We start from the raw sequence: 25,723 nt of genomic DNA on the forward strand, positions 1-25,723 counted from the left end.
CCAAGGGCTGAAGAGTCTTTATCAACGATATGAATCTCTGCGTCAGACTTAATGGAACCGCCGTATACCGAACGGTACGTACGGTGGTGTGAGAGGACGAGGGTTAGTCACCCTCTCCTACTCGATTGTCAAATGAGCAACTCATACACTTCATTGAGCTGATACACGCGCTCATAATCGCGCTCATCCATCGCATAGCGGATTTCATGGGGCAAAATGCGGTCCAAAAAGGCGCTTTCTTCTTGCGTCAAGTCGCGGACAAATTCCCCTTCGCCTCGGTATGGTTTGCTGATCAGTTTTTTGTAAATGCGTTTTGGGGTGTCGCCGTGGTGATCCAAATAGTTGGACAGCACTTCGCGCAAGTAAGCGAGTGTTTGTTCCATCATCGTCCGCCCCCTTCAAAAAAAGAGACAAACTCTTTGCTTGTGTTTGTGCGGCCTTGGACGTACGGATTTTCTTCCGTCACGCGGTCCGGGTCGAGGTTTGTTTTGATGACAAGCATCGGCTCATCCGACGGCTCGTTGATCAGTCGGTCGTTCAATTGTTTGAAATCGGGCAGTTTCGCCATTCGTTTTGCACCTCCTATCAGTAGCGTAGCTTGTCAGCCGAGAAAGTATGTATGCACATCGTGTTGGCCGCAGCAAGGCAAGCGAATGGCAAACAATAAGGGGGTGATGGCGGTGACAGACCACAACGACAACTGGAAGCGGAAAAACAAATACACGAACCACCGCGAGGAAATCGCCAACGAATGGGTGATCAAAAAAGGAACACCGGAAGAGGGCGAACGTTCCGGAAATTCACCCCATAAACAATAGAAGCTGGATAAGAAACAAGCCGCTCCCCATGAAGGGAACGGCTTGTTTCACGTCCAAGCGCGGCGCTGGCCGCTGCCAAAATGGTTTTTGAACGCACACACAGGCTGGATCGTCTTCAATCGATATCGATATATTTCCGTTTTTGCGGCAGCTGGATGGTGAGCGTCCCATTTTGAAACGAGGCTTTCACCTCATGCTCAGCGACCGGATACGGAAACGGAATCAGCCTCGCCACGCGCCGCCGTGCGTGGCGGCGTTCGTATACATGGCCGTGATGATCTGCCGATTCAATTGTTTCATTGTGATCGACGATCAGCTGCAGCCCATCTTCCTGCCATTGCAAGCTGATTTGTTCCCTTTTGATGTCAGGCAGCCGGACAATGATTTGGTAATCGTGCTTCGTCTCTTTCACCTCGATCGGAATGTACGCTGCAGCAAACGTTTGTGCGAAATAGTCATCGAGCGTTTCAAACAGTTTTTGCAGCGGCCGTTCATCAAACCATTGATTCATCATTTTCCGCAAATGATGGAACGGGTGATGGCCTCCCCCATTGGCTGGTGGTTGAAACGATTCATTCATTGCGCTCTCCTCCTTTTTTCAAAACAGCGAAATGGTTCTGTCGGGACGCTGCCGATTGGCAAAGCGATTCACTGTCAATGTATGTACAGAGCGCAAAAAAAGCTACTTCATACTTTTTTAGAGAGTTTTCATCTTGTTTTAACCCGGATGGAATATAATGACACCACCATCCATGAGATGCACATCAATAACGCTGTCGGTTGCCCGGCGGCGGGAGGAGGGATGGCGCGATGCATTGGGTTCATTGGCTGGTGACATTGTTTTTTTCGGGAACAGCCGTGTCGCTTCTTTCTTATCAAGTGTTTGAAATCGTTCAAGCCATTGTTGATTGGATCGTTGACCGCCATTCATAAACAGCTGCCTGCGCCGCTTTTTGCCGATTCATTTTTGAGGGCGTCCCTAACAGGCGCCCCATTCCTTTTTTGACTGCTGGCTGCCCGTTGGCGGTGAACGATTTGTTGTGTATAGTTAAAGATGTATAAAGGTGGAAGCAGCAACAGCCGCAAGAGAGGAGGAGCAACTGATGAACGGACGTATTTTATTGATTGAAGATGAAGCCGGGCTCGCCCGGTTTTTGGAGCTTGATTTAAAGCACGAAGGCTTTGACGTGCATGTATGCGCCGATGGACGCGAAGGGCTCGAGCTCGCTCTTTCGGAGCAGTGGGATCTCATTTTGCTTGATGTGATGCTGCCGCGTTTAAATGGCATGGAAGTATGCCGCCGCATCCGGGCGGCGAAATCGACGCCGATCATCATGATCACAGCGCGCGACAGCGTGTTTGACCGCGTCATGGGGCTCGATAACGGGGCCGATGACTACATCGTCAAACCGTTTGCCATTGAAGAGCTGCTCGCCCGCATCCGCGCCTTGTTCCGCCGCGTTCATCCGGAAGCGAACGCCCAAGTGTTGACGTTTAAAGATTTAGTCGTTGACGTGCAGGCGCGCACAGTGAAAAAAGGAGACGAATTTATTGAGCTGACGAAGCGCGAATACGATTTGCTCGTCGCCTTTATGCAAAACATCAATGTTGTCTTGACGCGTGATGCGCTCCTTGACAAAGTGTGGGGGTTCGACGCCGAGGTTGAGACGAACGTCGTTGACGTCTACGTTCGCTATTTGCGGCAAAAGCTTGACGAACACGATAAAGAGCGGTATATCCAAACGGTGCGCGGCACGGGATATGTGATGCGGCCATGAAGAGGGAGGCGATTCGCCGGCTTTCGCTGAAAGGGAAGCTGACCGTTTTGTCGGCCGGGGCGATTTTCATTACGTATTTTGTGTTTACGTTTTTGCAATATCATATGGTCAAACAATGGCTGCTGAAGGAAGAAGAAAAAACGATGGAACAAACGGTGGCGGAAATTGAAACATATTACGCGGAAAAACGTAATCTATCATGGGAAGGGATTCGCCGCAGCCGCGCGTTTTTGGAAAAGCTGAATGAACGCTACCAGCTCATTCGCGTTACGGATGAGAAAGGAAACGTCATCGTCTCCGTTTCAAATGGGGCGGCGGTGTCGCTATCGCCAAGCGAGATGCCCGACAAGCGGAAGATGGATGAGCATTTCATCAACAATGAGCGATTTTTGCTGCTCCGTCAGCCGCTTCATATCGGCAACTTGCATGGAACGATCGAGATCGCCCGTCGGCTGGCGAGGTTCCAGCAAGTGACCAACACACTCTTTCTCATCATGACGGCGATCGGCTTTTTGGCCATGGCGGCAAGCGCTGTCGCCGGCCGGTTCGTGGCGCAAAGCTTCGTCCGGCCGTTGCAAACGCTGGCCAAAACGATGGCGGACATTCAAAACAACGGGCTGAAACGGCGCATTGATGTGCCTCCGGCGCGCGATGAAATCGCGGAACTGATGGTGATGTTCAACGGCATGATGGATGAAATTGAGCGGTCGTTCGCCATGCAGCGGCAATTTGTCGAGGATGCGTCCCATGAACTGCGCACGCCGCTCGCCATTTTGCAAGGCCATCTTTCGTTGCTGCAGCGATGGGGAAAGCACAATCCAGAGATTTTAGAAGAATCGCTCGAGGCGGCGGTGAAAGAAGCGGAGCGGCTGAAGCGGCTCGTTCTCGAGCTCCTTGACTTGTCGCGCGCCGAGGTGATCACGGTGCCGGATGAGGTCGCGCCGATGGATGCCGCGGCGGCTGTCGGACAAGTCGTCAAAAATTTCCGCGTCTTGCACCCGGACTTCCAATTTCTGATTGACCAGCCGGATAAGCCGATTGCGCGCGCGGCGATGGCGAAGCATCATTTTGAACAATTGCTGTTCATTTTGCTTGACAATGCGGTAAAATATTCTCAGCGAGTGAAACAAATCGCGATTTCCTTGCGCGAGGAAGGGCCGTTTGTCATCGTGTCCATCCGTGATTATGGCATTGGCATCCCAAAAGAGGAGCTGAAAAACGTTTTTTTGCGCTTTTACCGCGTCGACAAGGCGCGCAGCCGCGAACAAGGCGGCGCCGGGCTCGGCCTTTCGATTGCCAAGGAGATCATCGATAAGTACGGCGGGCAAATTGCGTTGGAAAGCGAAGTTGGGAAAGGAACGACGGTGGAGCTCGCCATTCCGAAAGCGGAATAGGAGAGGAGCGTGAGGCAATGGGACATCCCCATGAGGAAGAGGCGGCAAGCAAAAAAGTGATTCATCACCTCGTTGAAAAATTCCGCAAGCGCGGGGTGAAAATCGCGACATGCAAACCGCGGACGATGATGTCACTGTCATGCTTAGATGAGATCGACAAAATGAGAGGATGAATCGAAGAAAAGAAAATGGAAGCGAAACAGCGCATCATTCCGGCCATTAAAACGATGAAGCAATTTGACGCCTTTTTGTCAAGCGGTTACACGGTCGGCGTGTTGCTTGAGGTGCATATTGCCCAGTTAAAAAGCATCTTTGCCTATGCGCGCCGGCATGGCAAGGAGTTGATCATTCACGTCGACTTGGTGCAAGGGCTGAGTCATGATGAACATGCGGCGGAATACCTTTGCCAAGAGTTCCGCCCGCATGGCCTCATTTCCACGAAAGCGGGCGTCATTATGAAGGCGCGTCAAAAACGCGTCTTGGCCGTGCAACGCATCTTTTTGCTCGATTCCCACGCTTTAGAGAAAAGCTACCAGCTGATCGCCAAAACGAATCCGGATTGCATTGAAGTCATCCCGGGCGCCATGCCGCACATCATCCGCGAAGTGAAAGAACGGACCGGAAAACCGATTTACGCCGGTGGGCTCATCCGCACGGTCGATGATGTCGAGCGGGCGCTTGCAGCTGGGGCGGCGGCGGTGACCACGTCAAACGAAACATTATGGCGCCACTACAATGGATAATGCGTTGAGCTGGTCAAATCGGCCGCAGTCTGCTACAATAAAGGTAACAAGTTAATCATCAGTCAGGAGACAGGGAGAGACCATGCATGCATGGTAGGCGAAAGGCTTATCGTGTTTGCAATGGTCTCTTTTTGTCTTTTTCAAAGGAGGAATCACGCATGGCGTTCTCAAGCAAACATCGGAGCGATGTTCTTCAAGCGATGAGCGAAAAACAATATGATCTTCTGATCATCGGTGGAGGGATCACCGGCTCTGGCATCGCCCTTGATGCCATCTCCCGCGGCATGACGGTCGCGCTTGTCGAGATGCAAGATTTTGCCGCCGGCACGTCAAGCCGGTCGACGAAGCTCGTTCACGGCGGCTTGCGCTACTTGAAGCAGTTCGAGGTGAAGCTTGTCGCGGAAGTCGGGCGCGAACGGGCGATTGTGTATGAAAACGGCCCGCACGTCACCACACCGGAGTGGATGCTGCTGCCCATTTACCGCGGCGGGACGTTCGGCAAATGGAGCACGTCGGTCGGCCTTTGGCTGTATGACCGGCTGGCTGGCGTCAAGCCAAGCGAGCGGCGCACGATGCTTGATGCCCGGCAGACGTTGGAAAAAGAGCCGCTCTTAAAGCGCGACGGCCTGATCGGCGGCGGCTATTACGTCGAGTATCGGACCGACGATGCCCGCCTGACGATCGAAGTGATCAAAAAAGCGGTCGAGCTTGGCGCCGACGCCGTCAACTACGTAAAAGCCGAACAGTTTTTGTACGACGAGCGCGGCCGCGCGATCGGCGCCCGCTGCCGCGACCTGATCGGCGGACGAGTGTATGACATCCGCGCCAAAAAAGTCGTCAATGCCGCCGGACCGTGGGTTGATGCGCTGCGCGACAAAGACGGATCGAAAACCGGCAAGCGGCTTCGGCTGACAAAAGGCGTCCATATCGTCATCGATCAAAAGCGTTTTCCGCTCAAGCAGGCAGTCTATTTCGACACCCCGGACGGCCGGATGGTGTTTGCCATTCCGCGGGATGGGAAAACGTATGTCGGCACGACCGATACATTTTATGACGATGATCCCGCTCATCCGGCCATGACCGAAGAAGACCGTGATTACTTATTGCAGGCGATTCACTACATGTTCCCGTCCGTCGGCGTCACTGCCGACGATGTCGAGTCGAGCTGGGCTGGCGTCCGTCCGCTCATTTATGAAGAAGGGAAAGACCCGTCGGAAATTTCCCGCAAAGACGAGATTTGGACATCGCCATCCGGCCTCATTACGATTGCCGGCGGCAAGCTGACCGGCTACCGGAAAATGGCCGAGACCGTCGTCGATCTTGTCGCCAAGCAGCTGGAGAAAGAAGAAGGAAAAGCGTTCGGACCGTGTCGAACGAAACAATTGCCGATCTCCGGCGGCGATGTCGGCGGCTCGCACCGCCTCCCTGCCTTCATCGCCGAAAAAGCGGACGAAGCGGTGCGCTATGGATTGACGAAAGAAGCGGGAGCGCGGCTGGCGAGACAATACGGCACAAATGTCGACCAGCTGTTTGCTTTAAGCCAGCAATACGACCGTTCGTCTGGCTTAACGCGCGAAACGTTCATCCGCCTCGTCTACGCCATGGAGGAAGAAATGGCGGCCAAACCGGTCGACTACTTCATCCGCCGCACCGGAGCGCTGTTATTTGACATCGATTCTGTCCGGCGGGAGAAAGAGGCGGTTGTTGCGTTTATGGCGCGGTATTTAGGGTGGACGGGGGAAGAGCGGGACGTGTATGAGAAAGAACTCGACAAGGAACTGCGACGAGCGGTGTTGGCGGAGGAAGGAGAGGAGTGAATGATCCTTTGAAGGAAATGATGAGCGCCTGAATCCAGGGCGCTTTTTTGATGGATTTTTTCGTAAAAATTAAGTAAAATTTAAACAAAAACAAAGCGGGGGAAGAGAATGTCAGTTGCATACAATCCGCAAACGAAGCAGTTTCATTTGCGGGCGGGCAAGGCAAGCTACGTGATGCAGCTTTTCCGCTCCGGCTATTTGGCGCATGTTTATTGGGGAAAAGCGGTGCGCGATGTTCGGGGGGCGCGGGCATTTCCGCGGCTGGACCGCGCGTTTTCCCCCAATCCCGACCCGTCTGACCGCACGTTTTCGCTCGATACGCTGCCGCAAGAATATCCAGCCTATGGGAATACCGATTTCCGTGCTCCAGCGTATCAAGTGCAGCTTGAGAACGGCTCGACCGTGACCGATTTGCGCTACAAAACGCACCGCATTTACAAAGGGAAGCCTAGACTTAACGGGCTGCCGGCGACATACGTGGAGCATGAACAGGAAGCGGAGACGCTCGAAATTGTCCTTGGAGATGCGCTGATCGGTCTAGAGGTCACGTTGCAGTATACGGCGTATGAAAAATGGAACGTCATCACGCGCGCGGCCCGTTTTGAAAACAAAGGCGGCGAGCGGTTGAAACTGCTGCGTGCGCTCAGTATGAGCGTTGATTTCCCAACTGCTGACTATGATTGGATCCATCTCCCCGGAGCGTGGGGGCGCGAGCGCTGGATCGAGCGCCGCCCGCTTGTGACCGGCGTGCAAGCGGCGGAAAGCCGCCGCGGCGCGAGCAGCCACCAACAAAACCCATTTATCGCGCTCGTCGCCAAAAACGCCGATGAACACCAAGGCGAAGTATACGGGTTCAGCTTTGTGTACAGCGGCAATTTCCTCGCCCAAGTCGAGGTGGACCAGTTCCGCACTGCCCGCGTCTCGATGGGCATCAATCCGTTTGATTTTACGTGGCTATTGGAACCGGGCGAGTCGTTCCAAACGCCGGAAGTGGTCATGGTTTACTCCGACCAAGGGTTGAACGGGATGTCGCAAACCTACCACGAACTGTACCGCACCCGCCTGGCGCGCGGCGCGTTCCGCGACCGCGAACGTCCGATCTTGATCAATAACTGGGAAGCAACGTATTTTGACTTCAATGAGGAAAAGATGATGAATATCGCCCGAACGGCGGCGGAGCTTGGCATCGAATTGGTTGTGCTTGACGATGGCTGGTTTGGCGAGCGCGACGACGACCGCCGTTCGCTCGGCGATTGGATCGTCAACCGGCGCAAGCTTCCAAACGGCTTGGACGGGTTGGCGAAACAAGTGAACGAACTCGGGCTGCAGTTCGGCTTATGGATCGAACCGGAAATGGTGTCGCCAAACAGCGAGCTGTACCGGAAACATCCCGACTGGTGTCTCCATGTGCCGAACCGCCCGCGCTCTGAAGGACGGAACCAGCTTGTGCTCGATTATTCCCGCCAAGACGTGTGCGACTATATGATTGAAACGATCTCGAACGTGCTTGCGAGCGCCCCCATCACTTATGTGAAATGGGACATGAACCGCCATATGACGGAAATCGGTTCGGCCGCCCTGCCGCCCGAGCGCCAGCGCGAAACGTCGCACCGCTATATGCTTGGGCTCTATCGCGTGATGGACGAGATCACCGCGCGTTTTCCGCACATTTTGTTTGAAAGCTGCTCCGGAGGCGGAGGGCGGTTTGACCCGGGGATTCTCTATTATATGCCGCAAACATGGACGAGCGACAACACTGACGCTGTCTCGCGCCTGAAAATCCAGTACGGTACAAGCCTCGTTTACCCAGTGAGCGCCATGGGTGCCCACGTCTCGGCCGTGCCGAACCATCAAGTCGGGCGGGTGACGTCCCTCAAGACGCGCGGCCATGTGGCGATGTCAGGCAACTTCGGCTATGAGCTCGATATCACGAAATTGACGGAAACAGAAAAACAAATCATTAAGGAACAAGTCGCGTTTTACAAAGATGTGCGCCGCCTCGTCCAGTTCGGCACGTTTTATCGGCTGCTCAGCCCGTTTGAAGGCAACGAGGCGGCATGGATGTTCGTCTCGGAAGATCAGTCGGAAGCGCTCGTCGCCTACTTCCGCGTTCTGGCGGAAGCGAACGCCCCGCTGTCGCACTTGCGCTTAAAAGGGCTTGACCCGAATCAAGACTATGAAATCGAAGGCCTTGGCGTCTACGGCGGCGACGAGCTGATGTATGCCGGAGTGGCGGTGCCGCACCGCTTGGGCGATTTTATCAGCATGATGTGGCGATTGAAAGCTGTTCGATGATGGGGGGAATGATGCGGCCTGAGCGGATGCATCAGGGCGAAACAAACGAATCGAACCCGGCATGTTAGATGCCGGGTTCAAACTGTTTAAGCTTCTCGATAATGCGCCGCTTCCGATAAAGCATCTTCCCGGTTTCGGCGATGTCTTCCATAAACGATTTGTTAAACAGCGAACCGAAAATGACGCCGATGATCGGCACGGCTTGAAACAGCTTTTTCCATCCGTACTGGTCGCGGAACGTCATCATCACTTCCCGCCAGCCTTGCAGTTCGGAAAAGACGCGCCCGCGTTCATGGGAGAACGACGAAAGTTCGTCCAAAATCGCTTTTTTCCCGACGATGTCCGCCGCGGCAAACTGCAGGCATTTGACGACAAACACGCGCTCCTCTTTTTCCTTCGGGTCATATCCGTACACGATGGCGATCTCTTGCAGCGTTTTCAGCGCTAAGCCGAGAAGCGCCGGAATGTCCACCGCCAGCGTCAGCGCCCCGCCCATTCCAGTCGCCGCCCCTTGCAGCTGGGCGAACGTGACGCGCGCATCGATCAACTCGTCGCAAACGCGATCCATCGTCGCAAGCGGCAAGTGCGGCACCTCGGCCAACGACGATACGCCAAGCTTGTCCAATACCTTTCCTTCATTCACCAAGTATTGCCCGCCGCTTTGAATATAGCTGCCCAGCTCATCAAGCAGCTGCCCTAGTTTTCGATGGACGACTTTTGGCGTCAGCTTATCGAGCACTTGAAACGGCAAGCGGCCGAGCTTTTCCCAAAACCATAGGTCTTTTTGGGAGTGTTCCCAGTGGGTGATGGTTTGGAGTTCTTGTTTTAGTGATGTTATTGTATCCTTCATAAAATCGTCCTCCGACCATTGTTGAATCACTTGTTTCTTAGGTTGAGGATTAGGGGCATTTTTTATGCATTTATGAAGAAGGGATTATTAATAAGTGTTATACTAAAAACTGGATCCTGTTTTTATCTACTCTGAAAATACCTAAACTCCTAAATGCACCAATTCACGATATTCGACAGAAAAATATTTTTATCCTGCGAAGAAGACGAAATTTTCCCGTTGCGAGGGCCTATATATTTGGTTGTTTTTAATTAAAAAATATATATTTATTTAGTAAAATATTGTTGTTGACAAATACTAAATTTTAACTTAATTTATAATTAAACGAAAATTAGCTAGGGGGAATAATTATGAATGTGTTATCCTCAATTTGTTACGGAGGAGATTATAACCCAGAGCAATGGCCAGAGGAAATTTGGTATGAAGATGCTAAGTTGATGCAAAAAGCGGGGGTGAATTTAGTATCTTTAGGGATTTTCAGTTGGAGCAAGATCGAACCGTCTGATGGAGTGTTCGACTTTGAATGGCTAGACAAGGTTATAGATATACTATATGACCACGGTGTGTATATTAACTTGGGGACGGCGACTGCAACTACTCCAGCTTGGTTTGTAAAAAAGTATCCAGATTCTTTGCCGATCGATGAAAGCGGTGTCATTCTCTCGTTTGGCAGTAGACAACATTATTGTCCTAATCATCCTCAATTAATTACGCACATAAAGAGACTTGTGAGGGCTATAGCAGAACGGTATAAAAATCATCCGGCACTCAAAATGTGGCATGTTAATAATGAGTATGCATGTCACGTTTCCAAGTGTTTTTGTGAGAATTGTGCTGTCGCGTTTAGAAAGTGGCTAAAGGAAAGATATAAAACAATCGATGAATTAAATGAACGTTGGGGTACAAACTTTTGGGGACAGCGATACAATCATTGGGATGAAATTAATCCCCCTAGAAAGGCACCAACTTTTATTAATCCATCCCAAGAACTTGATTACTACCGTTTTATGAATGACTCAATTCTCAAGTTGTTTTTAACAGAAAAGGAAATTTTACGTGAGGTAACACCAGATATTCCAGTATCAACTAATTTCATGGGTTCATTCAAACCGTTAAACTATTTTCAATGGGCTCAGCATGTAGATATTGTGACATGGGACTCATATCCTGATCCCAGAGAGGGCTTGCCAATTCAGCACGCCATGATGAATGACCTTATGCGTAGTTTAAGAAAAGGTCAACCGTTTATTTTGATGGAGCAGGTAACCTCACATGTTAACTGGCGCGATATTAATGTTCCAAAACCGCCAGGTGTAATGCGTCTATGGAGTTATGCAACTATTGCCCGTGGTGCAGATGGTATTATGTTTTTCCAGTGGCGTCAAAGTAGAGCAGGAGCTGAAAAATTCCACGGTGCAATGGTGCCCCACTTTTTGAACGAGAATAATAGAATTTATAGGGAAGTTACACAGTTAGGGCAAGAGCTGAAAAAGTTAGATTGTTTGGTCGGATCTAGAATCAAGGCAGAGGTCGCGATCATTTTTGATTGGGAAAACTGGTGGGCTGTCGAACTAAGTTCCAAACCACATAATAAACTAAGATATATTCCTATAGTTGAAGCTTATTATAGGGAATTATATAAACGTAATATTGCTGTCGATTTTGTAAGGCCATCTGATGATCTAACAAAATACAAAGTAGTTATCGCTCCAATGTTATATATGGTTAAAGAGGGAGAAGATGAAAACTTACGGCAATTTGTTGCTAACGGTGGCACTTTGATTGTCAGTTTCTTCAGTGGCATTGTAGATGAAAATGACCGCGTACATTTAGGCGGATATCCTGGTCCTCTGCGAGATATTTTGGGGATTTTTGTTGAGGAATTTGTACCATACCCAGAAACAAAGGTAAACAAAATATATAGTAACGATGGGGAATATGATTGTACGACGTGGGCGGACATAATCCGATTAGAAGGGGCAGAACCTCTAGCGACATTTAAGGGGGATTGGTATGCAGGACTTCCGGCGGTTACACGTAACTGCTACGGTAAAGGAGAGGGGATTTACGTCGGTACTTATCCAGATAGTAATTATTTAGGCAGGCTTTTAGAACAGGTTTTCGCTAAACATCATATTAATCCCATTCTTGAAGTAGCTGAAAATGTAGAGGTGCAACAAAGAGAGACTGATGAATGGAAGTATTTAATTATTATCAATCATAATGATTACGAAGTGACACTGTCACTGCCAGAAGATAAGATATACCAGAATATGATTGATGGGAAATGTTTTCGAGGAGGTGAATTGAGGATTCAAGGGGTTGATGTAGCAGTGTTAAGAGAGCATGATGAAGCCGGGAAGGTTTAGAGAAGTCTCGTTCCGACAGTTGGCAACATAATATGCATAAGATGACAATGTCTATAAACATTGGATCTTACGCACTTAGTGAAAAGGCTCATTTCATTAAGACAACAACTGAAAAATGTATGTTTTTCGGCTGTATATTCTTAATTAGACTCCTTTTTCACCAAAAGTTCATAAGAATTAAAAAAACAGGAGGGATTTTCTTTGAAAAAGATTTTGACACTATTTTTAGTAAGTATTCTTCTATTAACTGCTTGTTCTTCAAAAACGAAAAACGGTGGAGCTGCAGATAGCACAAAAAGTACGAATGAAATAACAGTGTGGACGTGGGATCCAAATTTTAACGTAAAAGCGATGAAAATTGCAGAAGAGTTTTATAAGAAAGAGAATCCTAATTTTAAATTAAAAATTATTGAAAATGCTCAAGAGGATATCGTTCAAAAGCTTAATACAAGTTTAAGTTCTGGCACAACAAAAGGCTTGCCAAATATCGTATTAATTGAAGACTATCGTGCACAGAGCTTCCTTAAAGCGTATCCTGATGCATTCTATGACCTATCAAAATATTTCAAAGCGGAAGATTTTGCTGAATATAAGCTTGCTCCTACTAGCTTAAATGGTAAACATTATGGACTTCCATTTGATACAGGGGTTGCTGGATTATACGTGAGAACAGATTATTTACAAAAAGCGGGATATACTGTTGATGATTTACAAGGATTGGACTGGAACAAATATATTGAAATCGGGAAAAAGGTAAAACAAGCAACGGGTAAATATATGCTTGCACTCGATCCTAAAAATCTGGGGATTATTCGTGAGATGATTCAAACTAGTGGTTCATGGTATGTGAAAGAAGATGGTGTAACCCCGAATTTGGCAGACAATGAGCCGCTGAAGGAAGCATTTAGAACTTACAAAGAGATTGTAAACGCAGGGATATCGAAACCTATTTCCGACTGGAGTCAATTTGTTGCCTCTTTTAATAGTGGAGCAGTTGCATCGATTCCAACGGGAAACTGGATTACGGCTTCTGTTAAAGCCGAAGCTTCTCAAGCCGGTAAGTGGGCTGTTGTGCCTTTTCCAAAACAATCGGGCATTCCTAACTCTGTTAATGCTACGAACCTAGGTGGAAGTTCTTGGTATGTACTTAACATTCCTGGAAAAGAAAAGGCGGCAGAATTTCTAGCTAAAACGTTTGGATCAAATGTTGAGTTTTATGAAGCACTAAACAAAGAGATTGGTGCAATTGGCACATACAAACCAGCTGCTAATAGTGAGGCCTATAAGGCTGCAGATGAGTTTTTTGGAGGCCAAAAAGTAACAGCTGATTTCTCCAAATGGATGAAAGAAATTCCTCAAGTAAACTACGGTGCACATACGTATGTGATCGAAGATATTTTAGCAGCTGCGTTGCAAGATTACTTAAAAGGCAAAGATCTTGATAAAGTGTTGGAAGATGCACAAAAACAGGCAGAACAACAAGTTAAATAAATATAGCACGCCTATTATGTTAAGGGAAACATAAAAAATTAAGCCCCGAGAGTCCGCTGGCCTTCCTGGTTGTCATAGTAGAAGCATTCTGTGTAACAGGCGGAGTGGTTCGGGGCTCTTCTATGAAGATGCCCGCTCCTCGACGCCTTGATCGGTCATTTTCATGCTTGAATAAAGAGCAAGACCCTCTCACGGATGTTGCTTTCTATTTATCAACATGTTAAGGAGTTGATATAGAGTGATTCCCCCGACAAAAGTGAATCTAGATTTGATAATAAAAACGGATCGAAACATTAATCAGAAACACCGCATAAAAAATATAATAATTGGATGGTCTTTTGTAATAATAGCTGTTATTATGATTTGCACGTTTTATTTTTATCCAATGGCCCAAGCCTTAATTCTTTCATTAAAATCAGGTTCAGGGACAAATCTAACCTTTGTGGGATTGAAAAATTATGCTCGTTTATTTAGTGATCCTACCTTTTTGACAACCGTAAAAAATACAGTGATATATCTTATTATTCAAGTTCCGATTATGATTATTCTCGCCTTATTTTTAGCCGTATTATTGAATAATCCGAAATTAAAGCTGAGAGGATTGTTTCGAACAGCAATTTTTTTACCATGTGTCACTTCCCTAGTTGCGTATTCTGTCATATTTAAATATTTGTTTAGTCAAGATGGCTTGATCAACGTTATGTTGATGAAATGCTCTCTTATATCTGAACCAATCAACTGGCTAGCTGATCCTTTTTGGGCTAAAGTGACCATTATTATTGCTCTTACGTGGAGATGGACAGGCTATAATATGATTTTTTACTTATCTGCCCTACAAAATATCGATCACTCGATTTATGAAGCGGCTAAAATTGATGGTGCTTCGCCAGTTCAGCAGTTTTTTAAAATTACGATTCCATTGTTAAAGCCCATGATTTTGTTTACATCAATCACTTCAACAATCGGTACGCTCCAGCTGTTCGATGAAGTAATGAACATTACGCAAGGGGGGCCGGGAAATGCAACGATGACGATTTCTCAATATATCTACAATCTTTCATTTAAATATACCCCTGATTTCGGTTATGCAGCAACAGTTTCGTATGCGATTGTGATTATGATTGTATTTTTTTCTATTATTCAGTTTAAAGTGGCAGGTGATAAAAATGAGTAATCTCAAAAACGTATTCAACTATACTGTTTTAACCATTGCATCTATTGTTTCCGTGTTTCCATTTTTGTGGATGGTTGTTAGTGCGACGAATAAATCAGTAGAAGTGACGAAAGGACGGTTATTGCCAGGTAGTCATTTTATGGAAAACTTCCGCAACCTGCTTGATAGCACTAATCTAGTCAATGCATTAATGAATTCAGCGAAAATCGCGATTATAACAACTTTACTCGCAATGTTGGTCTCCTCTTTGGCTGGTTACGGATTTGAAATTTTTAAAAGCAAAACAAAAGATTTTGTATTCAATTTCTTGTTGCTTTCAATGATGATACCTTTTGCTGCTTTAATGGTCCCGTTGTTTAGAATGTTTGGGACAATATCACAAATATTTCCAAGCATCGGTGTTGATACAATGACGGCCGTTATTTTGCCGACAGTCACAACGGCATTTCTGATTTTTTTCTTCCGCCAAAGCACGAAAATGTTCCCGAAGGAAATTATTGAAGCGGGCCGAATTGATGGATTGTCTGAATGGGGGATCTTCTTCAGGCTTTATGTCCCTACGATGAAAACAACCTATGCGGCCGCGGCGATTATTACATTTATGTCGAGCTGGAACAGCTATTTATGGCCACTTGTCATATTACAGTCCCCGGAGAACCAGACGGTGCCATTGCTTATATCAAATCTTGGATCGAGTTATTCTCCGGACTTTGGAATGATCATGACCGCTATTGTGATCGCTACCTTGCCGACGGCGCTGATCTTCTTTTTCATGCAAAAGCACTTCGTTGCCGGGATGCTCGGTTCAGTAAAATGATGAGTAAGGAGTGTGGAAATAATGAAAAAAACATTAACAACCCCCACATTAGAATGGCTTTCAGATCCTCGTGTGTTCGGTGTTAATCGCCTGCCTGCCCATTCGGACCATATTTATTATGAGACGTTGGAAGAAGCAAAAAGTGGAGTTTCCATGTCGATGCGCTATGAGTTGAATGGAAATTGGAAGTTTCACTATGCGGTCAATCCAGCTAGCCGCCCCGCGAAATTTTATCAACTTGATTTTGACTGCTCAAACTGGGGCGATATTTCCGTACCAGGGCATATTCAGTTGCAAGGCTATGGAACTCCCCAGTATGTAAATACGATGTATCCGTGGGACGGTCATTGCGATGTTCGTCCTCCAGAAGTTCCTATGGATTATAATCCAGTAGGAAGCTATATAAAAATTTTTAATCTTCCTGAACGTATGAAAGGTAAACCGGTGTATATTTCTTTTCAAGGAGTGGAGTCGGCGTTTTATGTTTGGTTGAACGGGCAGTTTGTCGGGTATAGTGAGGACTCTTTCACGCCGGCAGAATTTGAACTTACACCTTTTATAAAGGATGGAGAGAATAAGCTCGCGGTTGAGGTTTACCAGTACAGCACCGGAAGTTGGCTTGAGGATCAGGATTTCTGGCGTTTTTCTGGAATCTTTCGCGATGTATACCTTTATACAGTGCCAGATATTCATGTCTATGATTTACATGTTCGCGCCGAATTGGATTCGTCCTATACGAGAGGCATGTTAACGGCGGACCTTACCTTTTTGTCTCCGGTACCTGCCGGCTCTAGGTTTATCGCTGAACTGTATGATGCGAAAGGCGACCTTGTCGCCAAAAAAGACGGAGAGCTTCATGGCGAAAAGGGGACATTTTCCATTGCGGTCGATGAACCGGAATTATGGAGCGCGGAGAAACCGTATTTGTATAAGCTATATATTCAGATTTTTAACGAGTTTGGCCAATTGGTAGAGGTTGTTCCACAGAAGGTCGGTTTTCGAAGATTCGAGATCATCAATAAAGTTATGCACCTTAACGGAAAACGGATTGTATTTAAAGGCGTTAACCGACATGAATTTCATTGTCGAAGAGGCCGGGCGATCACAAAGGAAGATATGCTATGGGATATTAAAACATTGAAGCGTCATAACATTAACGCAGTCCGTACGTCACACTATCCGAATCAAAGCTATTGGTATGAACTATGCGATGAATACGGCATCTATGTCATTGATGAAATGAATTTGGAAACGCACGGAACGTGGCAAAAAATGGGCCGTGTCGACCCCACATGGAATGTTCCGGGGAACAATCGAGAATGGCAAGACATTGTTATGGACCGAGCGATTTCAATGTTTGAAAGGGATAAGAGCCATCCTTCCATCCTGATTTGGTCATGTGGAAATGAATCGTATGCTGGGGAAGTTCTGTTAAACGTCGCCAACTATTTTCGGTCAGTCGATCCGAGCCGTCTTGTCCATTATGAAGGAGTATTTCATGCCCGCGAGTATAATGATATAAGCGACATAGAAAGTCGTATGTACGCAAAGCCTCATGAAATTGAAAAGTATTTAACAGAAAATCCGGATAAACCGTATATCAGCTGCGAATATATGCATGCAATGGGGAACTCGCTCGGCGGGATGTACAAATATACGGATTTGGAACAAAAGTATCCGATGTATCAAGGTGGTTTTATTTGGGATTTCATTGATCAAGCCCTTGTGAAAAAAGATCGTTATGGAAAAGAATTTTTGGCATATGGAGGGGACTTTGGCGACCGTCCAACCGATTACGGTTTCTGCACGAACGGAATTGTCTATGCTAACCGGGAGTTGTCACCGAAGATGCAGGAAGTAAAATATCTTTATCAAAACTTTAAGCTTTCACCGGATCAATACGGTGTCAATATTAGAAATGAAAGTCTTTTCACTGACACAAGTGAATATGATTTAGAATACGTCCTATTCCTTGAAGGGAGAGAGTTGTATCGAAGCAAGCTGAATGTATCGGTAGCGCCGCAGGAAGAGAAAAGAGTCGAGTTCGACTGGCCTCTTGGGATGATGGCAGATGCAGGTGAATATTGCATTCATGCATCATTTAAATTGAAAGAAAAAACACTTTGGGCTGATGCTGGTTATGAGGTAGCATTCGGCCAGTTTGTATTCCAGATTGGTTCCAAGGAATTCGTTGTTCCTAGCGGAAAGTTAAAAGTTGTCCATGGTGATGTCAACATTGGGGTGCACGGCAAAGATTTTACGATCATGTTTTCCAAACAGGCAGGAAGCCTAGTTTCAATGAATTACGCAGGCAAGGAGATGATTGCGGTCCCTCCTGCACCATTGTTTTGGAGGGCCACGACTGATAATGACCGAGGTTTTTTGCAAGACTTCTATTCGGGGCTTTGGTATGCGGCGAGTTTGGCGCGTAAATGTGTAAAAGTCGATGTGAAAGAGGAAGCGGCCCAAGTAAATGTCACCTTTACCTACAAATTTTCCATTAACCCCGAATTGGAAGTGAAATTTGGTTATACCGTTTATGCTGATGGCAGCATTCGCGTGAAGGCGGTCTATCATGGAGTCGAGAATCTTCCGTCAATGCCGATTTTTGCGGTATCATTCAAGGTTCCAGCCGACTATAATCAACTCGAGTGGTATGCAATGGGGCCCGAAGAAAACTATGTCGATCGCTCAAAGGGGGCAAGACTTGGAATTTTTAGAAATCAAGTATCTGACAATGTATCGCGCTATCTCAAACCGCAGGAATCAGGAAACAGAACAGGAGTTCGTAAAGTAAGCTTAACGAACAACAATGGACAGGGAATAAAAATTTCTTCTATAACTGAACCATTGGAATGCAACTTTTCGCCATACACAGCTTTTGAACTTGAACATGCCAATCATCATTACGAGCTGCCCAATATTCATTATACGGTTGTCACGGTAGCAGGTCGACAAATGGGAGTTGGCGGAGACGACAGCTGGGGCGCCCCTGTTCACGATGAATACGTCATAAAGGCAGATCAAGACATGGAATTTGAGTTTATGATTCATAAAGTTTAGCGACAACAGCATCATGATGTAAACTTCTCATCTTAGCGTTTTTATTTATCTCGAAAAATAAAAATGCCATCACATGATATACTTATCAAACAAAAATGGAAAGTGGTGTTTATTGCAAAATAAAAATGCAGAGATCTGCAGAGAATTTGGCTTAGGCCAACTTTACATGGAGAGGGGGGCGTGATAGCCTTTTTAGGCATAGCCAGCCCTTGATATTGCTGGCTTCCTGGCTTTTTCATCACGCCCCCAGAGGCTCCATGTCAAGTTGTAATTCTCTGCACTTTTCGTTGCGAAACTCTGTATTTTTTCTTTGCAGAAAACAAAGTGGTTGAAGCTATGTTTTCTGTTCTGATTGGCCAATATGGTACAAGAGAAATTGGAGGCGATTCAATTATCGAATTTGAAAGTGATACCCGGTATATTTTATCGTATTTATTTGTTGCTTTGGATTAGCCGAATACTAAGATTTGGACAATACCGCGAGTTGTTTTTGAGTTAAGGTTAGGAAATAAAATATGGGGTAATTTTACTTTTTTAAAGGATGAAGGGATAAGACGTTGATTAAAGAAAGAAAGGCATAAGACCGTAATTTTAAGTTACATGTCAAATAAGCAACCTAATAAAAATTCTTTTTTATTGTTTTTTAGTAAAATTTATACTAAAATATATACTAGCGATTGATTGTTTAGGAGGCATAATCATGGCTGTTAGTTTCGGTTTGACAGAAACCTTTAAAAATGTATTTGGTGGGGGTAAAGAACGAGTTCGTATCTTCTTCGCCCCCGGCCGCGTCAATTTGATCGGCGAGCATACGGATTACAACGGCGGGCATGTGCTGCCGTGCGCGCTTGCGATCGGCACGTATGCGCTTGTTCGGCAGACGAAAGAGCCATTTGTCCGCTTTTATTCGCAAAACTTCCCGGAAGCGGGAGTGGTCACGGTCTCTTACGACGACTTGTCTTATCGTCGCGAACACGGTTGGGCGAACTACCCGAAAGGAATCTTGGCTGCGTTTCAAGCGCTTGGCCCGCTTGAGACCGGATTGGATATTTTGTATTACGGCACGATCCCGAACGGCGCCGGGCTGTCGTCATCCGCGTCGATTGAGCTCGTGACCGCGGTCATGCTCAATGAACTGTTCAGGCGCGGGCTTGACCAGCTGGAGCTTGTGAAAATGAGCCAAAACGTAGAAAATAAATACGTTGGGGTCAATTGCGGCATTATGGATCAGTTTGCCGTCGGCATGGGGAAACAAGATTGCGCCATTCTATTAAACTGCCAGACGCTCGAGTACCGCTATTTGCCGCTCGTGCTCAACGATTGTTCGATTGTCATCGCGAACACAAACAAAAAGCGCGGCCTGGCGGACTCGGCGTACAACGAGCGGCGGGCGACGTGCGAGGCGGCTCTCGCGAAGCTGCAAAGCGTGCGGAACATCGCCTCGCTCGGCGAGCTGACAAGCGCGGAACTGGCCCGTTATGCACATCTTCTTTCCCCGCTTGAACAAAAACGGGCCCGCCATGCGGTGACGGAAAACGAGCGGACGCTTGAAGCCGCCCGGGCGCTTGAGCGCGGAGACCTGATCCGCTTTGGCGAGTTGATGAAACAGTCGCATTTGTCGCTGCGCAATGATTACGAAGTGACAGGCGTTGAACTCGACACGCTCGTTGAAGCGGCATGGTCGCACGAAGGAACGGTCGGGGCGCGCATGACTGGAGCAGGATTCGGCGGCTGCACGGTGAACATTGTGAAAAAGGCATGCGTTCAAGATTTCATTGAACGGGTCGGAAACGCGTATGCCGAAAAAATCGGTTATGAAGCAAGCTTTTATGTCGTTGAAGTTGGTGACGGGGCGAGAGAACTCACGGAACTGGAGGAGATGAGCCGATGATTTTGGTTTGCGGAGGGGCAGGGTATATCGGCAGCCATGCGGTGTACCGTCTGCTTGAAAAAGGGGAGCGCGTGGTCGTGGTGGATAACTTGCAGACGGGGCACCGGGAGGCGGTTCACCCTGATGCGGTGTTTTGCCAAGGCGATATTCGCGACCGCGAGTTTTTGCGCACGGTGTTTCGCCGGCACGACATTGAGGCGGTCATTCATTTTGCGGCGAACTCATTGGTCGGCGAAAGCATGGAAGAGCCGCTGAAGTATTACGACAACAACGTGTACGGGACACAAGTGCTGCTTGAAGTGATGAGAGAATTTGGCGTCAAGCAAATCGTCTTTTCTTCAACCGCTGCGGTGTACGGGGAGCCGAAACAAATCCCGATCATCGAAACCGATCCGACCGAACCGACGAACGCGTACGGAGAAACAAAGCTGGCGATGGAAAAAATGATGAAATGGGCGGATCGCGCCTACGGCATCCGCTCGATTTCGCTCCGCTACTTTAATGTCGCCGGGGCGTACGGCACGACAATCGGTGAGGACCACAACCCGGAGACGCATCTTATTCCATTGATTTTAAAAGTGCCGCTTGGCCAGCGCGAGGAAATTTCCGTTTTCGGCGATGACTACGACACGCCCGACGGCACGTGCATCCGCGACTACATCCATGTGCTTGATCTCGTCGATGCCCACGTGTTGGCGCTTGGAAAACTGCGGAATGGAGCGTCCAGTGACGTGTACAATCTCGGCAACGGCAACGGCTTCAGCGTCAAAGAAGTGATCGAAGCGGCTCGGCAAGTGACCGGACACCCGATCCCCGCCCGCGTCGTGGCGCGGCGCCCGGGCGATCCGGCGAGACTTGTCGCTTCATCGGAAAAAGCAAAGCGCGAGCTCGGCTGGGAGCCGAAATACCCGTCCATTACGGATATCGTCGCGTCGGCATGGGAATGGCATCAAGCGCGGCCAAACGGATATCGGGGTGTGTAAACATGGAAACGATTTTTGCGGCGATTGAACAACTGATCCGTTATGCCGAGCAACGCGGCCTTTTAGCGCCGGAAGATGTGGTGTACGCGCGCAACCGCCTGCTGGCAACGCTCCGACTCACGGAATGGCAGCCGGCCGAGGTCAAGGACGTTCCCTTGGCCTCGCCGACCCCGGTATTGGACGCTATGATTGATTGGGCGTATGAACAAGGATTGTTGGAAACGAATACAACGACCGAGCGCGATATATGGGATGCGAGACTGATGGACTGCGTCATGCCGCGGCCGTCGGAAGTGATCCGTGCCTTTTACGAGCGATACCGCCGCGACCCGCAGGAGGCGACGGACTGGTTTTATTCGTTGAGCCAAGCGTCCAATTACATTCAAACGGCGCGCATCGCCAACAATCAGCACTGGAAAGTGTCAACCATCTATGGAGAATTGGATATCACCATTAACTTGGCGAAGCCGGAAAAAGACCCGAAGGAAATCGCCAAATTAAAAGAGATGCCGTCATCCTCGTATCCAAAATGTGTATTATGCAAAGAAAACGAAGGGTATGAAGGAACGTGGCGTCATCCAGCCCGTTCCAATCACCGTGTCATCCCGATCACGTTATTGGATGAACAGTGGTATTTCCAATATTCTCCCTACGTGTACTATAATGAACATTGCATCGTCTTCCACGCCGAACATGTACCGATGAAAATGGAGCGGAAGACGCTTGAGCGTTTGCTCGATTTCGTCGAAAAGTTCCCGCACTATTTCATTGGCTCGAACGCCGATTTGCCGATTGTCGGCGGCTCGATTTTAGTGCATGACCATTTCCAAGGCGGGTGCTATACGTTTGCGATGGAAAAGGCGGAGATCGAAGAGTGTATCCCGCTTCCATCGTTTCCGTCGGTCACAGCCGGCATAGTGCGCTGGCCGATGTCCGTCATCCGTTTGACTGGACCAAAAGAGGACGTGTTGGATGCGGCTGCCTTTTTGTATGAAACATGGCGGACGTACAGCGACTCAAGTGTCGAGATTATGGCCTACAGCGGCGATGTTCCGCATAACACGATCACCCCGATCGCCCGGCGGCGCGGCGATTTGTTTGAGTTGGACATTGTTTTGCGCAACAATCGGACATCAGCGGAACATCCGTACGGCATTTTCCATCCGCATGAAGAATTGCATCATATTAAAAAAGAAAATATCGGCTTGATCGAAGTGATGGGGCTGGCGGTGCTGCCGGCACGGCTTGCCGTGGAACTGGAGACGCTGGCCGATTATCTCGTGCATCGGACAAAAAAAGAAGACTGGGACGAGTCGATGCATAAACATTGGGATTGGTGCGAAGCCATTCACTCGGCCTATCCGGACATCACGAAGGACAACGTCCATGACATTTTGCGGCACGAAGTCGGGCAACGGTTTGTGACCGTGTTGGAACATGCCGGGGTGTTTAAGCGGGACAAGCGAGGGAAGGACGCGTTTCGCCGCTTTATGCAGCACGCTGTGGAGCGCATGTCGTCTCTTGTTTAAATGCGGCGAAAAAACGCGTTTCATATGAAACATAAGGAAGGGATTGCAAACAGACTATGGCTACGTTAAAAGAAATCGCGGAAAAAGTCGGCGTTTCGGTCGCGACGGTGTCGCGCGTGCTTAATTACGATGCGACGCTGTCCGTTTCCGATGAAACGAGAAGGCGCATTTTTGAAGTCGCCCAAGAGCTGAACTACAAAACATTGCGGGAACGAAGCCAGCAAGCGCGCGAATCGTTTCGCTTCGGGCTCATTCACTGGTATTCGGAGCGCCAGGAAATCGATGACCCCTATTATATGGCGATTCGCCTCGGAGTGGAAAAAGAGTGTTTTGACCGCGGCATCGAACTCGTCAAATTGTTTAAACAGCACGGCGCCTATCCGATCGAACGGATGGAGGCGCTCGATGGCATCATCGCCGTCGGAAAATTCGGGCCGAAGGAAGTCGAGGTTTTTGCCGCCGGGGCCAAACAAATTGTGTTTGTCGACTGTTCGCCTGATGAGCATCGGTTTGATTCAGTCGTCATCGACTTGCGTCAAGCGACGGTGACAGTGCTTGATTATTTGCTTCGGTTGGGGCATACGAAAATTGGCTATATCGGCGGCCGTGAATATGTCGACGGGGAAACGCCGATCCGCGATGAGCGCGAAGCGGCGTTTTACGAATATTTGTATGTCAAAGGGCTGTATGATTCCCGCTATGTATGGATCGGTGCCTTCACTGCTGAAGATGGCTATCGGCTGATGAAAGAGGCTGTTTCAGGCGGCGACTTGCCGACGGCGTTTTTCATTGCCAGTGATTCGATGGCGATTGGCGCCCTGCGTGCGCTGCATGAAGCCGGGATCGCTGTTCCGGAAGAGGCGGCGATTGTCGGATTCAATGATATTCCGACGGCAGCATTTCTTCACCCGCCGCTTTCGACGGTGAAAGTATACACAGAATTTATGGGTGAAACAGCGGTTGAGCTGCTCATCGAACGGTTGACGACGAAACGAGCGATTTGCAAAAAGGTCGTCGTGCCGACAGAGCTCGTCATCCGCTCAAGCAGCGAGGGCAACGAAAAGGGGAGCGGTCGATAAGCCGCTCCCTTCTGCATTAATGGAACTCGATATCAACGCGTTTTTTCGTTCCTGTCGTTGTTTTCGGGATATGAATGTCAAGCACGCCGTTTTTGTACGTCGCGCGAATGTTTTCCGTCGCCGCATCCGCCGGCAGGGTGATCGAACGCTGGAAGCGACCAAAGAAGCGTTCGCGCCGGTGCATTTGTTCTTCTCTTACATCGTGGTGGCGTTGAATCGTGCCGCTGATGGTCAACATGTTGTTCTGCACGTCAATGTGCACATCCTCTTTCCGCTCCAGCCCCGGTAAATCGCACGAAACGACGTATTCGTTGGCCGTTTCATGCATGTCGATGCGCGGCATCCAGTGCTGCTCATCCATATGAGTGAACAGCGATGGAAAATCACTAGCAAAAAAGCGGTTCATATCCCGGCGAATCGATTCCAAGTGCCGGAACGGGTCATACGGAATTAACGCCATAACTGCCATCCTCCTTAACAAGAAATGTTTTTTCGCTCAGTAGTGTGAACCGGATTCGTCTGTTTTATGTATGATTGGCTTGCAATTGTTCCATCACCGTCAAATACGCTTGAATGAGTGCTACTTTCATGCCATCCGGCAAGTCAGAAGCGGCCACCCGCTTAACGGCGTAATAAAACTTCACTTCGGACGATTGCCGCACGCGCGGATGCGTCCATTCATCGCGCAACTCTTGCCTTATCGTTTCATACAAAAGAGTTTGGCTTTCTTGTTCATCAAGCGGTCCGGCCGCCAGCGATCGGTTCGGCCAAAGTCGGCGGTAGCCGTCAAGCAGTGCAGAAAATGGATAGGTCACGGCTGTTTCCCTCCTTAAAAAATATACATAGCGATCCTCGAGGTCTGCTCCTTGCAACATATTCTTTTTAAGAAATTATATCATACAGCAGTCGAAGCGATTCGGGAGGCCAAGTCGAATGTAGATAGTGGGGGCTGGTTTCGTTTGCTGTCGTTGTAAGGCAGCCCAACCGTGGGACGCACGGGGATGGCTTGGTTGACAGCCTGCCGTGGGGCGGGTGTTCCCAAGAATCTCCCACCTCTAAGCGTTAGCGTAGGTGGGAGAGCGTTCAACCTAAAAAAGTAGTTGACATAAGGTGAGATAGTGTATAAAATAAAAATCGCCGCTTCGACGGAATGTCGGAGTGCAACGATCGAACAATCATGAAATAAAAAAACTATTGACAAATAGTTAACACTGCGTATAATGAATAATTGCCGCGACGAAATGAACGCGGTAATAATTAGAAGAGAATCAGTAGTTGACATTTTTGAAAGATTGTTTATAATAGTAACTGTCGTTCCTTGAAAACTGAACGAAACGAAGCGCGAAAGAAAAGCGAAGGCCGCTTTGGCCGAAGCTGGACAATACGGAAAAGCTGAGGCCCGCGGGTCGCCGCGATGGGCAAATGTTCTTCGCCTGCAGGGATTTACAATCCCGAAGGCGAAGGTTATTTGACCCCGAGCGGCGGCGGGCTGAAGCTGGACAATGCGAAAAGCCAATCAACTTTCTTTGGAGAGTTTGATCCTGGCTCAGGACGAACGCTGGCGGCGTGCCTAATACATGCAAGTCGAGCGGACCAAATCGGAGCTTGCTCTGGTTTGGTCAGCGGCGGACG

General features: G+C 48.3%; 23 protein-coding genes and 1 rRNA gene. 18 read left to right on the forward strand and 6 right to left on the reverse strand.

Going from position 1 to position 25,723, the window contains the following annotated elements; genetic code table 11:
* Positions 1 to 128: 128 nt before the first annotated feature.
* On the reverse strand, positions 129 to 383 hold the full coding sequence (locus ACVBDQ_RS14755; RefSeq protein WP_011231646.1) for a sigma-G-dependent sporulation-specific acid-soluble spore protein CsgA: 255 nt from the start codon (positions 381 to 383) through the stop codon (positions 129 to 131).
* Entirely contained in the window at positions 383 to 568 is a 186-nt protein-coding gene (locus ACVBDQ_RS14760; protein ID WP_011231645.1) for a hypothetical protein, read from the reverse strand. Before ACVBDQ_RS14760 ends, ACVBDQ_RS14755 begins: the two co-directional genes overlap by 1 nt.
* 112 nt (positions 569 to 680) lie before the next feature.
* On the opposite strand from ACVBDQ_RS14760, the gene ACVBDQ_RS14765 reads away from it, so the two are divergent.
* Entirely contained in the window at positions 681 to 818 is a 138-nt protein-coding gene (locus tag ACVBDQ_RS14765; RefSeq protein ID WP_162488673.1) for a hypothetical protein, read from the forward strand.
* A gap of 115 nt (positions 819 to 933) precedes the next feature.
* Here the strand turns inward: ACVBDQ_RS14765 and ACVBDQ_RS14770 are convergent, their stop codons facing one another.
* Positions 934 to 1,398, reverse strand: a complete 465-nt coding sequence (locus ACVBDQ_RS14770; RefSeq protein WP_011231644.1) for an Hsp20/alpha crystallin family protein — start codon at positions 1,396 to 1,398, stop codon at positions 934 to 936.
* 230 nt (positions 1,399 to 1,628) lie between these two features.
* Between ACVBDQ_RS14770 and ACVBDQ_RS14775 the strand changes: the two genes are divergently transcribed.
* From ACVBDQ_RS14775 to ACVBDQ_RS14805, 7 genes are all read left to right on the forward strand, one after another.
* Positions 1,629 to 1,751, forward strand: coding sequence for a hypothetical protein (locus ACVBDQ_RS14775; RefSeq protein WP_011231643.1), 123 nt, complete (start codon positions 1,629 to 1,631; stop codon positions 1,749 to 1,751).
* Positions 1,752 to 1,921: 170 nt separating this feature from the next.
* Positions 1,922 to 2,596, forward strand: a complete 675-nt coding sequence (locus ACVBDQ_RS14780; RefSeq protein ID WP_011231642.1) for a response regulator transcription factor — start codon at positions 1,922 to 1,924, stop codon at positions 2,594 to 2,596.
* The gene (locus ACVBDQ_RS14785) at positions 2,593 to 3,990 is read left to right on the forward strand and encodes a HAMP domain-containing sensor histidine kinase (protein WP_446663289.1); all 1,398 of its coding nucleotides are present in this window, start codon (positions 2,593 to 2,595) and stop codon (positions 3,988 to 3,990) included. Before ACVBDQ_RS14780 ends, ACVBDQ_RS14785 begins: the two co-directional genes overlap by 4 nt.
* A gap of 17 nt (positions 3,991 to 4,007) precedes the next feature.
* A complete protein-coding gene (locus tag ACVBDQ_RS14790) occupies positions 4,008 to 4,163 on the forward strand; it encodes a hypothetical protein (RefSeq protein WP_011231640.1) in 156 nt (51 codons plus the stop codon).
* Between the two features lie 15 nt (positions 4,164 to 4,178).
* Positions 4,179 to 4,733, forward strand: a complete 555-nt coding sequence (locus tag ACVBDQ_RS14795; RefSeq protein WP_013144936.1) for a glycerol-3-phosphate responsive antiterminator — start codon at positions 4,179 to 4,181, stop codon at positions 4,731 to 4,733.
* A gap of 158 nt (positions 4,734 to 4,891) precedes the next feature.
* Positions 4,892 to 6,550 (forward strand): glycerol-3-phosphate dehydrogenase/oxidase, encoded by a 1,659-nt coding sequence (locus tag ACVBDQ_RS14800; protein ID WP_446663290.1) that lies wholly within the window; start codon positions 4,892 to 4,894, stop codon positions 6,548 to 6,550.
* A gap of 108 nt (positions 6,551 to 6,658) precedes the next feature.
* Positions 6,659 to 8,845 carry an alpha-galactosidase gene (locus ACVBDQ_RS14805; RefSeq protein ID WP_446663291.1) on the forward strand — a complete coding sequence of 729 codons (2,187 nt, stop codon included), beginning with the start codon at positions 6,659 to 6,661 and terminating at the stop codon, positions 8,843 to 8,845.
* 64 nt (positions 8,846 to 8,909) lie between these two features.
* Here the strand turns inward: ACVBDQ_RS14805 and ACVBDQ_RS14810 are convergent, their stop codons facing one another.
* Entirely contained in the window at positions 8,910 to 9,695 is a 786-nt protein-coding gene (locus tag ACVBDQ_RS14810) for an EcsC family protein (protein WP_446663292.1), read from the reverse strand.
* A gap of 350 nt (positions 9,696 to 10,045) precedes the next feature.
* Here ACVBDQ_RS14810 and ACVBDQ_RS14815 point away from each other — a divergent pair, with 350 nt between their 5' ends.
* From ACVBDQ_RS14815 to ACVBDQ_RS14855, 9 genes are all read left to right on the forward strand, one after another.
* Positions 10,046 to 12,064 carry a beta-galactosidase gene (locus ACVBDQ_RS14815; RefSeq protein ID WP_025948448.1) on the forward strand — a complete coding sequence of 673 codons (2,019 nt, stop codon included), beginning with the start codon at positions 10,046 to 10,048 and terminating at the stop codon, positions 12,062 to 12,064.
* 201 nt (positions 12,065 to 12,265) lie between these two features.
* Positions 12,266 to 13,555, forward strand: a complete 1,290-nt coding sequence (locus ACVBDQ_RS14820) for an ABC transporter substrate-binding protein (RefSeq protein ID WP_013524099.1) — start codon at positions 12,266 to 12,268, stop codon at positions 13,553 to 13,555.
* A 238-nt stretch (positions 13,556 to 13,793) separates the two neighbouring features.
* Positions 13,794 to 14,729, forward strand: coding sequence for a carbohydrate ABC transporter permease (locus ACVBDQ_RS14825; RefSeq protein WP_128082663.1), 936 nt, complete (start codon positions 13,794 to 13,796; stop codon positions 14,727 to 14,729).
* A complete protein-coding gene (locus ACVBDQ_RS14830) occupies positions 14,722 to 15,546 on the forward strand; it encodes a carbohydrate ABC transporter permease (protein WP_446663293.1) in 825 nt (274 codons plus the stop codon). The genes ACVBDQ_RS14825 and ACVBDQ_RS14830 overlap by 8 nt, the downstream gene beginning before the upstream one ends.
* A gap of 21 nt (positions 15,547 to 15,567) precedes the next feature.
* Positions 15,568 to 18,609 carry a glycoside hydrolase family 2 TIM barrel-domain containing protein gene (locus tag ACVBDQ_RS14835; RefSeq protein ID WP_446663294.1) on the forward strand — a complete coding sequence of 1,014 codons (3,042 nt, stop codon included), beginning with the start codon at positions 15,568 to 15,570 and terminating at the stop codon, positions 18,607 to 18,609.
* Positions 18,610 to 19,309: 700 nt separating this feature from the next.
* Positions 19,310 to 20,500: a galactokinase gene (locus ACVBDQ_RS14840; protein WP_446663295.1), complete on the forward strand. Its 1,191-nt coding sequence runs from the start codon at positions 19,310 to 19,312 to the stop codon at positions 20,498 to 20,500.
* Positions 20,497 to 21,483 (forward strand): UDP-glucose 4-epimerase GalE, encoded by a 987-nt coding sequence (gene galE / locus ACVBDQ_RS14845; protein ID WP_446663296.1) that lies wholly within the window; start codon positions 20,497 to 20,499, stop codon positions 21,481 to 21,483. Before ACVBDQ_RS14840 ends, galE begins: the two co-directional genes overlap by 4 nt.
* Positions 21,484 to 21,485: 2 nt before the next feature.
* On the forward strand, positions 21,486 to 23,012 hold the full coding sequence (galT, locus tag ACVBDQ_RS14850) for a UDP-glucose--hexose-1-phosphate uridylyltransferase (protein WP_446663297.1): 1,527 nt from the start codon (positions 21,486 to 21,488) through the stop codon (positions 23,010 to 23,012).
* Between the two features lie 56 nt (positions 23,013 to 23,068).
* A complete protein-coding gene (locus ACVBDQ_RS14855) occupies positions 23,069 to 24,091 on the forward strand; it encodes a LacI family DNA-binding transcriptional regulator (RefSeq protein ID WP_011231632.1) in 1,023 nt (340 codons plus the stop codon).
* A 16-nt stretch (positions 24,092 to 24,107) separates the two neighbouring features.
* On the opposite strand, the gene ACVBDQ_RS14860 is transcribed toward ACVBDQ_RS14855, so the two are convergent.
* Both ACVBDQ_RS14860 and ACVBDQ_RS14865 read right to left on the reverse strand, forming a co-directional pair.
* A complete protein-coding gene (locus tag ACVBDQ_RS14860) occupies positions 24,108 to 24,551 on the reverse strand; it encodes an Hsp20/alpha crystallin family protein (RefSeq protein WP_011231631.1) in 444 nt (147 codons plus the stop codon).
* 64 nt (positions 24,552 to 24,615) lie between these two features.
* Complete coding sequence (locus ACVBDQ_RS14865; protein ID WP_011231630.1) at positions 24,616 to 24,906, reverse strand: hypothetical protein; 291 nt, start codon at positions 24,904 to 24,906, stop codon at positions 24,616 to 24,618.
* 708 nt (positions 24,907 to 25,614) lie between these two features.
* Here ACVBDQ_RS14865 and ACVBDQ_RS14870 point away from each other — a divergent pair.
* Positions 25,615 to 25,723 (forward strand): 16S ribosomal RNA (locus tag ACVBDQ_RS14870); the annotation flags it as partial.

This window comes from Geobacillus sp. CCR (genome assembly GCF_052906625.1).